Source organism: Enterococcus sp. DIV2384, assembly GCF_050534975.1.
In the GTDB taxonomy this organism is placed as follows: Bacteria; Bacillota; Bacilli; order Lactobacillales; family Enterococcaceae; genus Enterococcus; species Enterococcus faecalis.
In genome coordinates, this window is sequence record NZ_CP172905.1 from 953,988 (window position 1) to 968,057 (window position 14,070).

Here is a 14,070-nt window from a genome sequence, read left to right on the forward strand (position 1 = left end):
GAAAAGGATGTGAAACCATGAGTGTGCAGTTTATTAGAGGAACCGCCGTGGCAGACTTAGAAGCGCCACTTATACAGGCGACAAAACAATGGCTAGAGGAAGACGCACAGCATGAAGTATTCTATTTAGTCCCGAACCATATTAAGTTTGAGCAAGAAATTCAAGTCTTGCAAAAGTTACGTCAATTACAGACAACTACGTCTGATTCAATAACCAGTACCCGTCTGCAGGTTTTTAGTTTTTATCGTTTGGCTTGGTACTATTTACAACATACACCTTTTTACTCGGCAGATGTTTTATCTGATGCAGGCGCTGCGATGATTTTCCGCAAAATTTTAGTAGAAGTAGAAGAAGAGTTAAAAATTTTTAGAGGTGAAATTAACAAGCCTGGCTTTATTCAACAACTATTTCAGCTTTATCAAGAAATGCGCGAAGGCAATATTGAGATTGCGGAGCTTTATCCATTTTTAGAAAAACAAACGGAGAACCCTAAAGGGCAAGATGTACAACTTAAGTTTCAAGATTTAACGTTAATTTTTACGCGATTCCAATTGCAAATGAGTCAGTATGGCTATGAATCAGCGGAGATTATTCAACATTTAAGCGAGTATTTACAAACGGTTGATTTGTCGAATGTTCAATTCGTTATTTCAGGCTATCAGCAGTTTACTGCCAGAGAATTAAAGTTGATTGAAGTGCTAATGGCGCAAGCAGGTTCTGTGAAAGTAGCCCTCGTATTGGACAAACAATATCCGCATGACTTACCTGATCCGCGGTCGTTATTTTATGAAGCGGGACAAACCTATCATCAGCTTTATCAACTAGCAAGACAGAAGCAAATCCCGATTCTTTCAGATTATGTGGAAAAGAAAGAGGTATTAATTACAAATCCAGACTTGCAAGGATTAAACGATTATTGGATTCAATCGCAAGAACACCTGCCTCCATTAAGCACAACTGACTGGAGGGGCGATGGCTTATTTCTGTGGCGTGCTGAAAACGTTAAAGAAGAATTAACACATGTTGCAACCGAAATTCGCCGTTTAGTGGTGGAAGAAGGGTATCGGTACAAAGAAATTCAGGTGTTGACTCGTGATTTAGATTGTTATGAAAATTTATTAGAACCGATTTTTGCGGAACACGAGATTCCTGTTTATGTCGACCGAGATATGGCTATGGATCGGCATCCTTTAGTCGAATGGATTGAATCTTTATTTGCTATTCATTCGTACAATTATCGTTATCGTGATGTGCTCCGTTTTTTGAGAACGGAATTATTTATGCCAATGAATCAACACGCTACTTCTGAAGAAAGCTTGACTGATTGGTTAAACCAACGGAACGCTTGGCGCAGAAAAGTTGATATTACCGAAAATGTAGTCCTGGCATACGGCTATGAAGGTTATTATTGGTCACAAGAAAAAGATTGGGAATTTATTCGGTATGATTTTGAAGCGGAAGAGCAAGAAGATGTCGCTACGATGGAAGAAGAGTCAAATGCGATTCGTCAATCGCTTCAACGGCTGCTACCTAGTTACTTTCAAGCAATGATAAGTGCCAAAACTGGTTTGGAAGCAGCGACCGTCTTCTATCACTTTTTACTGCAAAGTGGTGTGGCAACACAATTAAAAATGTGGCGCTTACAAGCTATCGAAGCAGGTCAACTAGAAACAGCTCGTAACCATGAACAGACTTGGGATGCATTGATGTCATTACTAGATGAATACGTCACTGTTTACGGAGAAAGTTCGTTTGATTTTACAACGTTTCAAGAAATATTTGTTAGTGGCTTGGAAGGTTTGCACTATAGTAAAGTGCCGACAGCGATTGACCAAGTACAAGTTCGCGCAATGGATTTAACTCGACCTGGCGCTGCCAAGGTTACTTTTGCTATTGGGATGACGGAAGAAATTTTTCCACAAAAGATTGAAAATAAAACACTATTGTCTGATGAAGAACGTCAGACAATCAATGATACTTTAACGGAAAACCAATATTTACGTGGGACAACTGGGCGCAAAATTGCGCAAGAACCGTTTGTTGCGTATCTCGTCTTTTCTTCAGCGCGAGAACGGTTATATTTAACCTATCCAAGTGTTAAAGACACCGCTCAAGAAGTCAAACCGTCTCCTTATTTTAAAAATATCCAAAAAGATTTAAACTTGCCCGTTTTTGAAAAAAATGAAACAACCATTTTCGATGATGAAACGACCAGTTTAGCCCATATTAGTACGTATCGGACGTTAATCGGTGAATTAACGCGTTTGAAAAGACAACGGAAAGAAACACAAGAAGGATTGTTGCCTTTCTGGTTAAATATGGAAAAAGCGCTAATGAACCAATCAATTGCGCCGCTAGCCAAGCAAGTTTTCGAAAGTTTAACGCATCAAAATATTCCTGAAAAGATTGATGAGGTGTTAGCAGAACCTTTATATGGTAAAGATATTTATACATCCGTTTCTCGGATGGAGAGTTTTTATCGCTGTCAATATCAATACTTTTCTCGCTATGGCTTACGTTTGAAAGAAAGAGATGTCTTTGGGCTTTCGCCAGCAGCTACAGGGGAATTTTTCCATGAAGCATTGGATCAGTTCTTTAAATTATTGATTATGAATCAACGGAACTTATCTGAATTAACCGATCAGGAAGTCAATTTATTGGCGGAGGAAGTACTAAATAGTATTTTAGGGGATGCACGTTTTTCTGTATTAACGACCTCTAGTCGCATGAACTATATTCGCTATCAATTGAGTCAAACAATTAAAAAAGTCAGTTGGGCGCTGAAACGCCAAAGCCAACGAAGTGGCATGACGACTGTTCAAACGGAAGTGTTATTTGGCCAAATTGCCGCTAAAAAAGGAATTTCTGGTTTGGAATTACCATTAAAAAATCAAGGGAAAATTCATGTTCGGGGAAAAATCGACCGGATTGATCAATTGGTTACACCCGAATCAACCTATTTAGGTGTGATTGATTATAAATCGAGTCACCGTAAATTTAATATGACAGAAGCGTATTACGGCTTAGCCATGCAAATGCTGACGTACTTGGATGTGGCTTTAATGGATGCTGTGCAATTAGTTGGTCAAGAAGCTAAACCTGCTGGCTCACTTTATCTGCATGTACACAATCCTACGTTATCTTATGAAGGCAAAGACGACATTGAACAACAAATGCTTAAAAAATATCAGTTTGATGGTCTTTTGATGAAAGACCCAGATTTATTGGATCATTTAGATACGAGTCTGCAAGCTAAACAAAGTTCGTTGCTGTTTCCGATTGAAGAATCCGCCAAAGAACAAATTAAACCTGGTCGTCGCCAAGAAGATAAATTTGTGACAGAACCAGAATTAGGCGCGTTGCTTTCCCATAACCGAAATAAATTTATTGAAGCGGGGAATCAAATTATTGGCGGCGAAGTTCAACTTAATCCCGCTTATCAAGGCAAGGAACGGATTGCTTGTCGCTATTGTCCGTTTCGAAGTGTCTGTGATTTTGATGTGATGTTAAAAGAAAATAATTATCATCGTATTGAGAATTTATCCAAAGAGGAAATTATGGCGCGCTTGTTAAACAAAGATGAGGAAGGAGCAACCGAAGATGAGTAAAACAATTCCACTACGTCCAGCCAATGAGCAATTCACCGACAGTCAATGGCAAGCGGTGTTTGATGGCGATGAAAATATCTTAGTTTCTGCTTCGGCTGGCTCAGGAAAAACCACCGTTTTAGTCCGCCGTGTCATTGAAAAAGTCAAAAGCGGCGTCGATATCGATCGTCTCTTGATTGTGACGTACACTGAAGCCGCCGCCCGTGAGATGAAAGAACGTATCCAAGTGGCTTTACAAAAGGCAATGAATGAAGAACAAGATCCAGAAAGAAGACGGCATTTTTCTCGTCAAATTGCTCTTTTGCCAACAGCCAATATCAGCACGTTACATGCCTTTTGTTTAACTGTTATTCGTCGTTTTTATTATTTAATTGACATAGATCCAGTTTTTCGGATGTTAACAGATGAAACAGAAACATTGTTATTAAAAGAAGATGTTTGGGATGCATTACGTGAACAATTTTATGCGGAAAATCAAGAAGAATTTTACCAATTAACAGCGAATTTTTCCAATGATCGTAGTGATGACGGACTCACTAACTTAATTTTTTCTTTTTATGAATTTGCCAAAGCCAATCCTGATCCAGAGGCGTGGATTAATGGCTTAACACAAGCCTACGAAGTAGGGGATCAGCTAGGCGAATCAACGTTATTTCAGACGTATTTAAAACCGCTAGCCGTTGAGACGTTACAACGAACTCTTCAGCGTTACGAAGAAATGGTGACCTTAACAGAGGGCGAAGAGAAACTTCAAAAGATTTGGTATTTAGCTCAAAATGAAAAGGAACAAACAAAACAATTTTTACAATTTTTAGAGAGAAATGATTTAGAAAGCGCCTATAATTTGACTGAATTGTTAAGCTTTGACCGCTACCCAACAGTTCGTGCCGAAGAGTTGAAACCGACCGCGGAACAAGCCAAACAGTTGCGAGAACAAAATAAAAAAGCGTTAAATGATTTGAAAAAGCAACTGTTTACACTTTCTCCAGATGCCATGAAACAAGTCTTGAAAGAGGCCACGCCCATTGTTCAAGAAATGGCTCACGTGGGGAAACAATTTATGGAGGCCTATGGCGCAGAAAAACGGCTTAAAAATTTAGTGGATTTTAACGATTTAGAACATTATACGTTAGCTATTTTAGCGAAAAATCAGGCAGATGGCTGGCATGCATCAGAAGCCTCGGTTTACTATCGAGAAAAATTTGATGAAGTGTTAGTCGATGAATACCAAGATATCAATCAATTACAAGAATCTATTTTGTATTGGTTGCGCCGCCCGCTTAGCGCAGAAGGAAACCTTTTTATGGTAGGAGATGTGAAACAGTCTATTTATTCTTTCCGCTTGGCAGATCCTACATTGTTTATTGAAAAATACAATCAGTATGGGCAAGGCAAAGAGGGCAAACGAATTATTCTAGCTGAAAATTTTCGTTCCCGCAAAGACGTTTTAGACTTTACGAATTTAGTATTTAGTCAATTAATGGATGAGCGAGTGGGCCAAATTGCTTACGATGAGTCAGCCGCTTTGGTTCATGGTTTTGATCAATTTTCGGAGGCAGCTGATTATTCAACTGAATTGCTAATTTATGAAAAAAAAGCAACAGAATCAGTTGAATTTCCAGAATTACAATCCCCTGAGTTGTTGATTGAAGATAAGACAGAAGGGGAACTTTACGTTACTGCTTTGAAAATTCGTGAATTAATTGACCAAAATTTCTTAATTTATGATAAAAAGCTGAAAACGGATCGACCGATTACGTATCAAGATATTGTCTTATTAACGCCTACAAAGAAAAATAATTTAACTATTTTAGATGTTTTTAAATCATTAGAAATTCCAGTTCAAGTCAATGATGCTCAAAATTATTTCCAAGCAACGGAAATTCGTACAATGATTGCCTTGCTTCAATTGATTGATAATCCTTATCAAGACATTCCTTTGGCAGCTGTGTTACGTTCACCAATTGTTGGATTAAAAGAAAACGAATTAGTGCTTATTCGTTTGGCTAATAAGGAAACCAGTTACTACGAAGCATTTTTAATGTTTAATCAAAAGATGGAACCAACCATGGAGGAAGCAGTTGTTCAGGAAAAAACTATACGTTTTGCTGAATCATTAGAAAAATGGCGGGAACAGGCTCGACGCAACCAGCTTAGCAACTTGCTGTGGACAATTTATCGGGAAACGGCCTATCTTGATTATGTTGGCGGGTTGCCTGTTGGCAAACAACGCCAAGCCAATTTATATGCGTTGGTCGACCGGGCCGCGGCGTATGAAAAAACAACCTTCCGCGGATTATTTCAATTTGTTCGCTTCATCGAAAAAATGCAAGAAAAAGACAAAGATTTAGCAGAACCAGTCGTTTTAAGTGAAGAGAATGCCGTACGCGTCATGACGATTCACGCTAGTAAAGGGTTAGAATTTCCGGTGGTATTCGTTTTAGATATGACCAAAGAATTTAATGTCAGTGATTTGAATGAACGCTATATCTTTGAAGAAAATTTAGGGGTAGGCATTCGTTATTTACAACCTGAAGAACGAGTTATGTACGATACTTTACCATTTTTGGCGATTAAACAAGTACGATTAAGAAAATTACTATCCGAAGAAATGCGGAAGTTATATGTGGCGTTGACACGTGCAGAACAGAAACTTTTTCTGGTAGGCTCCTATAAAGACCAAGCGGCGATGTGGAAAGAGTGGCTGAAAGTTGGCGATGTAGAAACACTGGTGCTACCAGCTGAAAATCGCTTGCAAAGTAAAAGTAGTTTAATGAATTGGGTTGGGATGACATTGGTACGTCATCAAAAAGCCGATGAATATCAGCAAGAAGTAGTAGTAAGTAACGTTCCGCAAGTCAAAAAGCACCCAGCTAATTTTCATATTCAGTGGTTCAACGAAGAACAACTACGAGCAGCCATTCAGCAATTACAATTGCCAGAAAGACAAGCAGAGGATTTAGCCGAAAAAGCGCAATTATCTGCTGACAAAATCAATCGTGGCCTTGCACGGTTAAGTTTCAATTATCCGTTTGAAGTGGCTACTCGGACCACCAGTTATCAGTCTGTTTCTGAAATCAAGCGAGTATTTGATGACCCCGATAACAAAGAAATTGGTAAAATTGAGGTTCGGGAAGACAATACTATTCAAGCGCAACCGTTGATTGTCAATCGAATGATTGAAGGAGATTTAAGTAAGCCTAAATTTTTAGATACGGTTCAAGCGCCCTCAGCAGCTGAAATTGGGACAGCAACCCATTATTTATTACAACTAATTGATTTAAGTAAGCAACCTTCTTACGAGGAAGTGCGAGCTGTTCAAGAACGCTTAGTGGAAAATAAATTGATTTTACCAGCAATTGCTGAAAAAATGAATCTGGAACAAATCGTGGCCTTCTTTGACACCGCCTTAGGAAAACAATTGATTCAACACCATCAAACCGTTAGAAGGGAACAACCTTTTTCTATGCTGATTGAAGCAGAAGAGCTCATTCAAAATTATCCAGAAACGACACAAGATGATTTATTAATTCATGGGATTATTGATGGCTATATCGAATTAGACAATCAATGCATTTTGTATGACTATAAAACCGATCATGTAAAAGGCACCTCTCCCCAAGCGATTTCTGAAATTGTCGAACGGTATCGCGGACAGATGAATCTTTATCGTAGAGCGCTACAAGAGGCAACGCATAAAGAGGTGTCGCACGTCTATTTAATTTTATTAAATGGAGGAGTAATTATTGACATGCAGACAGGAAATGTTGTAGATTTTATAAAGTAGAAAAAATTAGAAGCAGAAACACTTACATTTTGTAAGGAATGTGCTATACTCATTGAAGAGGTGAGGAAGATGGAAAAAGTAAAAACAGAATCGTTTGTACTTTGTCCCAAATTTGAAAAATCATTTTCAATACTTGGTAAAAAATGGAATGGTTTAATTATTGATGTTTTATTAGAACGAGGTCCTCAACGTTTTGGCGAATTAAAAGAAAAAATTCCAATGTTAAGTGATCGTGTCTTAGTAGAGCGATTGAAGGAACTAGAAGCTGAAGGAATTATCACCAAAGCTGTTCGTTGCGGTGAAGGAAATCGCTTAGAATATTTCCTGACCGAAAAAGGCGAAGACTTGCAATTAGCAATGGAACAAATTCAACATTGGGCAGAAAAATGGGTAAAAGACGAAGAATGCAGTTGACCGCAAGCAAAACTTCTTGTAAACTAAACGTAATTAAATAACTAAAAAAACAGTGATGGAAACAAGTAGTTTGAATTGACGTGTTTTAGGGAGAGTCAGCCAGAGACTGGAAGCTGATTTACACAGTCACCAAGCGAAATTCACTTCCTGAGTTTGTTTGTTTTCAAGAAGAAAGCAAACCGGTAATTGCCGTTAAATGAAATGAGTGCATGACAACAATTTGTTATGAATTAGGATGGTAACACGATAGCTCGTTCCTTTGAAAGGAATGGGTTATCGTTTTTTTTAGTTTAAATAAAAGATAGAGGGGAACGCATAATGACATTACAAGCGCAATTAGAAGCTCTTAGAGACAATACGCTCAAAGAAATCGCACAAGTTGCTACTTTAAAAGAATTAAACCAAATTCGCGTAGAAACATTAGGGAAAAAAGGGCCAATCACCGAAGTATTAAGAGGCATGAAAAACCTTTCACCAGAAGAACGACCAGTGGTGGGGGGCTTTGCAAATGAAATTCGTGATTTATTAACAGAAGCAATTGAAGCGCGCAAAGTTGTTTTAGAAAACGAAGCGTTAAATGCGGCACTAAAAGAAGAAAGTTTAGATGTAACTTTACCTGGAAAACAAATGCCTCAAGGCACACGTCATATTTTGACACAAGTTATGGAAGAGATTGAAGATATTTTCTTAGGCATGGGTTATCAAGTAGTGGAAGGATACGAAGTAGAATCCGATCATTATAATTTCGAACGCATGAATCTACCAAAAGATCATCCGGCACGCGACATGCAAGATACGTTTTATATTTCAGATGAGATGTTAATTCGTACGCATACTTCACCAGTTCAAGCTCGAACAATGGAAAAACACGATTTTTCAAAAGGTGCATTACGAATGATTTCTCCTGGGAAAGTATTCCGTCGTGATACAGATGATGCGACACATAGTCACCAATTCCATCAGATTGAAGGCCTTGTTGTCGATAAAAATGTCACAATGGGTGATTTAAAAGGGACGTTAGAAGTCATGATGAAAAAAATGTTTGGTGAAGATCGTAAAATTCGTTTACGTCCTAGCTATTTCCCTTTTACAGAACCTTCAGTCGAAGTAGATGTTAGCTGTTTTAAATGTGGCGGCGCAGGTTGTAACGTCTGCAAACATACAGGTTGGATTGAAATTTTAGGTGCGGGGATGGTTCATCCAGATGTGTTACAAATGTCAGGGATTGATCCAACAGAGTACTCAGGCTTTGCCTTTGGCTTAGGACCAGATCGCGTTGCTATGTTACGTTATGGTGTAAATGATATCCGTAATTTTTATCAAAATGATTTACGTTTCTTAAATCAATTCAAGGTAAAGGAGTAGTTGAAAAATGTTAGTTTCTTATAAATGGTTAAATGAATATGTTAATCTTTCAAACGTTACTCCGCAAGAATTAGCGGACAAAATGTCTGTGACAGGTATCGAAGTTGAGGGCGTTGCTGTACCTGAAGAAGGATTAAAGAAAATTGTTGTCGGTGAAGTAAAAGAATGTGTTCCTCATCCAAACTCTGACCACTTATCAATTTGCCAAGTAGACATCGGTGAAGAAGAATTGTCACAAATTGTTTGTGGAGCACCAAATGTAAAAGCAGGAATTAAAGTCATCGTAGCATTACCTGGTTCAAGAATTGCAGGAAATCAAAAAATTAAAAAAGGCAAAATGCGTGGCGAAGTCTCTAACGGAATGATTTGTTCGTTAGAAGAGCTAGGATATTCAGACAATGTCGTACCAAAAGCCTATGCTGAAGGGATTTATTATTTACCTCAAGAAGCAGTGAATGGGACACCTGTTTTCCCTTATTTAGACATGGATGATGCGATTATTGAATTATCAATTACACCAAACCGTGCAGATGCATTAAGTATGAGAGGGGTAGCCTATGAAGTTGGCGCAATTTATCGTCAAACGCCTCAGTTTAATGATCCTGAACTCAAAGAAGATGCTTCAGATAACGTGGAAAATTACGTAACAGTGACTGTTGAAGATTCACAAGATGCACCAGCGTATCAAATTCGTGTCATTAAAGATGTGACGATTGCAGAAAGTCCTCAGTGGTTGCAAAACCGATTGATGAATGAAGGAATCCGTCCGATTAACAATGTGGTGGACGTGACAAATTATATTTTATTATTATTTGGTCAACCATTGCATGCATTTGATTATCAAAAATTAGATAGCAAAGAAATCTTGGTTCGTCGAGCAACATCAGCAGAAGAACTAATTACATTAGATGGTGAAACACGTCAATTAACAGAAGAAAATATCATCATTACGAATGGAAAAACGCCTGTCGGCTTAGCTGGCGTAATGGGTGGGGCTAATTCTGAAATCAGTCAAGAAACAACAACTGTGGCTTTAGAAGCGGCATTGTTCAATCCATTGTCTATTCGCAAAACGTCTAAACAATTTAATTTACGGAGTGAATCTTCAAGTAGATTTGAAAAAGGCATCAACCAAGCGACAGTTGGGTTAGCTTGTGATGTGGCAGCCGCGATGATTGCAGAGTTAGCCGACGGAACAGTGGTTTCAGGCACTGCAGTTGGTTCTGAAGTGGCCGTTAAAGAAGCGCAGGTAGCTGTGACTTTAGAACGAATCAACCAATATTTAGGCACTGCATTAGATGAAGCAACGGTGAATGAAATTTTTGAAGCACTCGGTTTTGCTTATGAAGTAAATCAAGGCGCATATGAAATTACGATTCCACCAAGACGTTGGGATATTGCGATTGAAGCAGATATTATTGAAGAAGTGGCGCGCATTTATGGATATGATCATTTACCTTCAACATTGCCAAGTGGAGAAACAGTTGCTGGAAGTCTAACCAAAGCACAACATGTTACGCGCCAATTAAAGAGCTTACTGGAAGGTCATGGTACGAGTGAAGCCATCAGCTATGCGTTGACAACAGAAGAAAAATCCCGTCAATTTATGATGAAAGAAAGTCAAACAACACGTTTGCAATGGCCAATGAGTGAAGAGCGTTCTGTGTTACGTATGAACTTAATTTCTGGTTTATTAGATGATGTTGCATACAATGTGGCACGTAAAAATAATAATATCGCCTTCTACGAAGTAGGACGCGTTTTCTACCAAACAGAAGATCCAACAAAAAATTTACCTACAGAAGAAAATCACTTAGCACTTGCTTTAACTGGTAATACAATGGTTAAAGATTGGCAAACAAAAGCAACAGCCGTTGATTTTTATACAGTAAAAGGCTTAGTGGAAAGTATTGTAGCTGTTTTAGGATTAACAGAAAAAATCAGTTATCAAGCGACAACGGCGATTCCAGAAATGCATCCAGGCCGGACAGCATGGATTTATTTAGAAGGTGAAGTGGTTGGTTTTGTCGGACAAGTTCACCCAACGACAGCGAAAGCGTACGATATTCCAGAAACATATGTTGCTGAATTAAACTTGCAACAATTAGTAGCTACAGAAGCAGGCGGGGTTACTTATGAAGCAGTTTCTAAATTCCCAGCAGTTTCTCGAGATATTGCTTTATTAGTCGATGAAACAGTTACCAATCAAGAACTAGTTAAAACTATTTCAGATAACGCAGGTAAATATTTGAAAGAGATTCATTTATTTGATGTATATCAAGGTGAAAAACTAGGCGCTGGCAAAAAATCAATGGCGTATAGTTTAACTTTCGTTAATGCAGAAGCGACATTAGTGGATGAAGAAATTAACCGTTCAATGGAAAAAGTTGAAAAAGCGCTAATTGAAAAACATCAAGTAGAAGTAAGATAAAATAAAAACAGGAAAGTGGGGCATAAGTCGAAATGACTTATGCCCCACTTTCTAAATCTTAAGATAATCAGCTGAACAAAAGCAGCTCCTTCGGAAATAAGCCGAAATTCTCCAAAAATTAAAGAACAATTTTCGGGAATTCCTTCTTATTTCTTGGAGCTAAACACTTTTGTCTCAGCCTCCTGTTTTTAACTACATTAATAACTTTTCGCCCAATTTCGTGAAAGCCAACGTGAAAATTGTGAGATACTAAAGTTAATAATGAAATAAATTAGGGCGACGATTCCGTAAATAGTGAACACTTGTCCTGTTTGTGCGTAGCGCCCCATTAAGATATAAGATTTGCCAAAGAGTTCTTGTAAAGCAATCACGGAATACAAGAAACTTGTATCCTTGATGACAGTAACAAACTGAGAAACGATCGCTGGTAAAACATTGCGAATGGCTTGAGGCAAAACAATATGATAAAGAATTTGCCAATTTGAAAACCCTTGAGAACGTGCCGCTTCAATTTGTCCTTTATCGACCCCATTTAAACCACCACGAATAATTTCCGCTAAAGCAGCGGTGGTAAACACAGTAAAACTCACAATTCCAGCAGGTGTGGATTTGATTTTGAAAATCAAAAAAATAACATAAATCCACAATAAGTTTGGAATATTACGCACCACTTCTACATAAATACTGGCAAGTAACTTCAGTGGTCCATGGGTTTGATTTCGCAAAACGGCTAGAATGGTGCCAAAAATCGTACTCAAAATAATTGAGACGAAGGAAATATAGAGTGTCAATTTTAAGCCGTTAAATAGAAATTGAAAATTATTTGCTGTCAGTAATTGACGCATTTCTTCTGAAAAAGGCATCTGTTTTCCTCCTATCTGCTATATGCTTTCTTATTTTTTTCTTCCATTTTTCTAGCCAAATTCGCTAATGGGAAGCAAAGAATGAAATATAAGAAACCAGCAAGCGCAAAGGCGGGAATATAGTTCAAGTTGACAGACGACCAACTATTGGCAGCAAACATTACGTCAGCGCCAGAGATAATGGCAACTGTTGACGTATTTTTAATTAGGTTAACGACTTGATTGGTTAAAGGCGGTAACATAATCCGCCATGCTTGTGGTAAAATCACATACCGCATCGTTTGACCATACGTTAATCCTTGTGAGTAAGCCGCTTCAAATTGCCCTCTTGGGACAGCTCCGATTCCTGAGCGAACCACTTCAGAAATGTAGGCGCCATGATAGAGGCCTACACACAGAATGGCAATCGTAGTAATAGAAAATGAAAGCAGCGGGCTTAGCAGAGGAAAGCCATAATAGACTACGATAAATTGAATCAACAAAGGTGTGTTTTGAAAAAATTCTACATAGACACGACTAATTGCGTGTAAAAGTTTACTTTTGGTCGCTGATAAACTGCCAAAGAAAATGCCTAAAGCAAAGGCGACTAAGATTGCTCCTAAAGAAAGCAGAATAGTATAGAGAAAAGCCTGACCAAAAATTCGCCAATCTTGAAATAAAGCTTCCCAACGATATAAGGCAAATGGCCCTTCTTCAAGCCAGGAAATATTGGCTAACAAAAACATAAAAATCCCTCCTAAAATTTTTGATTCTTCAAGTCTTAGGAATGATTAATTTTTTAAGCCCCAGTCTTGATAAATTTTTTCTAGTGTGCCGTCTTTTTCCCATTTTTCAATTAAACCATTTAGATAATCATTTAATTCAGTATTTGCTTTCTTTGTGGTAATTCCATATTCTTGTGGCGAAAAACCATCTTTTAAAATTTCTGTCTTGCCATCCACATAGCCAGATAGGATTGATTTATCCACTGAAAATGCATCAATTCGTTTAGAAGTTAACGCTGTTTTTAATTCTGGATAGGAACCTAATTCTTGATAAGTAAATTTGATTCCTTCCTCTTGCGCTTTTTTCTCTAAGTTTTCTTTTGTCGTAGCAGATTGTGCAACGCCGATTGTTTTTCCGTCTAAATCTTTCATACTGGAGAAGTTATCCTCTTTGCGCACAAGGAAACCAATCTCATCTGTATAATAGGGAGTTGTAAAATTATAAGTCTTTTTACGTTCATCAGTAATTGTAAATGTAGCAATTACCATATCTAGTTCACCATTGTCTAAAAGGGGACCGCGCGTTTTCGCTGTCACGCCCACAAATTCCACATTCTCTTCGCTGCCGGTAATTTCTTTCGCAATCAAGCGTGCAATATCTGGTTCCATTCCTTCATTTTTGTTTGTATCAGGATTCATATAGCCAAAATTAGGAATGTCTTCTTTGACACCTACTTTAATTTTCCCCGCTTTTTTTAATTGTTCTACTGTGACCGTTTTGTTTGATGAAGCACTTTTGGAAGTTGAGTCATTGTTGCCGCTACCACAGCCCACAATGATGCCTGCTAATACAAGTAAGGAGAGTCCAGCCAGCCATTTATTTTGTTTTTTCATTGTT

8 protein-coding genes and 1 other annotated feature are annotated in these 14,070 nt (G+C 38.1%); of the genes, 5 read left to right on the top strand and 3 right to left on the bottom strand.

What is annotated here, in order from left to right:
- Window positions 1-17: 17 nt before the first annotated feature.
- The 5 genes from IGK54_RS04755 (at window position 18) to pheT (ending at window position 11,605) form a co-directional block, all read left to right on the top strand.
- Window positions 18-3,608 carry a PD-(D/E)XK nuclease family protein gene (locus IGK54_RS04755; RefSeq protein ID WP_142957605.1) on the top strand — a complete coding sequence of 1,197 codons (3,591 nt, stop codon included), beginning with the start codon at window positions 18-20 and terminating at the stop codon, window positions 3,606-3,608.
- Window positions 3,601-7,395, top strand: coding sequence for a helicase-exonuclease AddAB subunit AddA (gene addA, locus IGK54_RS04760; RefSeq protein WP_142957607.1), 3,795 nt, complete (start codon window positions 3,601-3,603; stop codon window positions 7,393-7,395). The genes IGK54_RS04755 and addA overlap by 8 nt, the downstream gene beginning before the upstream one ends.
- Window positions 7,396-7,464: 69 nt before the next feature.
- The gene (locus tag IGK54_RS04765; protein WP_002358035.1) at window positions 7,465-7,809 is read left to right on the top strand and encodes a winged helix-turn-helix transcriptional regulator; all 345 of its coding nucleotides are present in this window, start codon (window positions 7,465-7,467) and stop codon (window positions 7,807-7,809) included.
- Window positions 7,810-7,852: 43 nt separating this feature from the next.
- Window positions 7,853-8,071: a binding site (T-box leader), on the top strand.
- Window positions 8,072-8,127: 56 nt separating this feature from the next.
- Window positions 8,128-9,174: a phenylalanine--tRNA ligase subunit alpha gene (pheS, locus tag IGK54_RS04770; protein ID WP_002358034.1), complete on the top strand. Its 1,047-nt coding sequence runs from the start codon at window positions 8,128-8,130 to the stop codon at window positions 9,172-9,174.
- A 7-nt stretch (window positions 9,175-9,181) separates the two neighbouring features.
- Window positions 9,182-11,605, top strand: coding sequence for a phenylalanine--tRNA ligase subunit beta (pheT, locus tag IGK54_RS04775; RefSeq protein WP_142957609.1), 2,424 nt, complete (start codon window positions 9,182-9,184; stop codon window positions 11,603-11,605).
- A gap of 197 nt (window positions 11,606-11,802) precedes the next feature.
- Here pheT and IGK54_RS04780 read toward each other — a convergent pair whose 3' ends face one another.
- From IGK54_RS04780 to IGK54_RS04790, 3 genes are read right to left on the bottom strand one after another with little or no spacing between them, the layout of a single operon-like run.
- A complete protein-coding gene (locus tag IGK54_RS04780; protein ID WP_002382114.1) occupies window positions 11,803-12,468 on the bottom strand; it encodes an amino acid ABC transporter permease in 666 nt (221 codons plus the stop codon).
- An 11-nt stretch (window positions 12,469-12,479) separates the two neighbouring features.
- Window positions 12,480-13,193, bottom strand: coding sequence for an amino acid ABC transporter permease (locus IGK54_RS04785; RefSeq protein ID WP_002363695.1), 714 nt, complete (start codon window positions 13,191-13,193; stop codon window positions 12,480-12,482).
- A gap of 45 nt (window positions 13,194-13,238) precedes the next feature.
- Window positions 13,239-14,066, bottom strand: a complete 828-nt coding sequence (locus IGK54_RS04790; RefSeq protein WP_002360586.1) for a transporter substrate-binding domain-containing protein — start codon at window positions 14,064-14,066, stop codon at window positions 13,239-13,241.
- Between the last annotated feature and the right edge of the window lie 4 nt (window positions 14,067-14,070).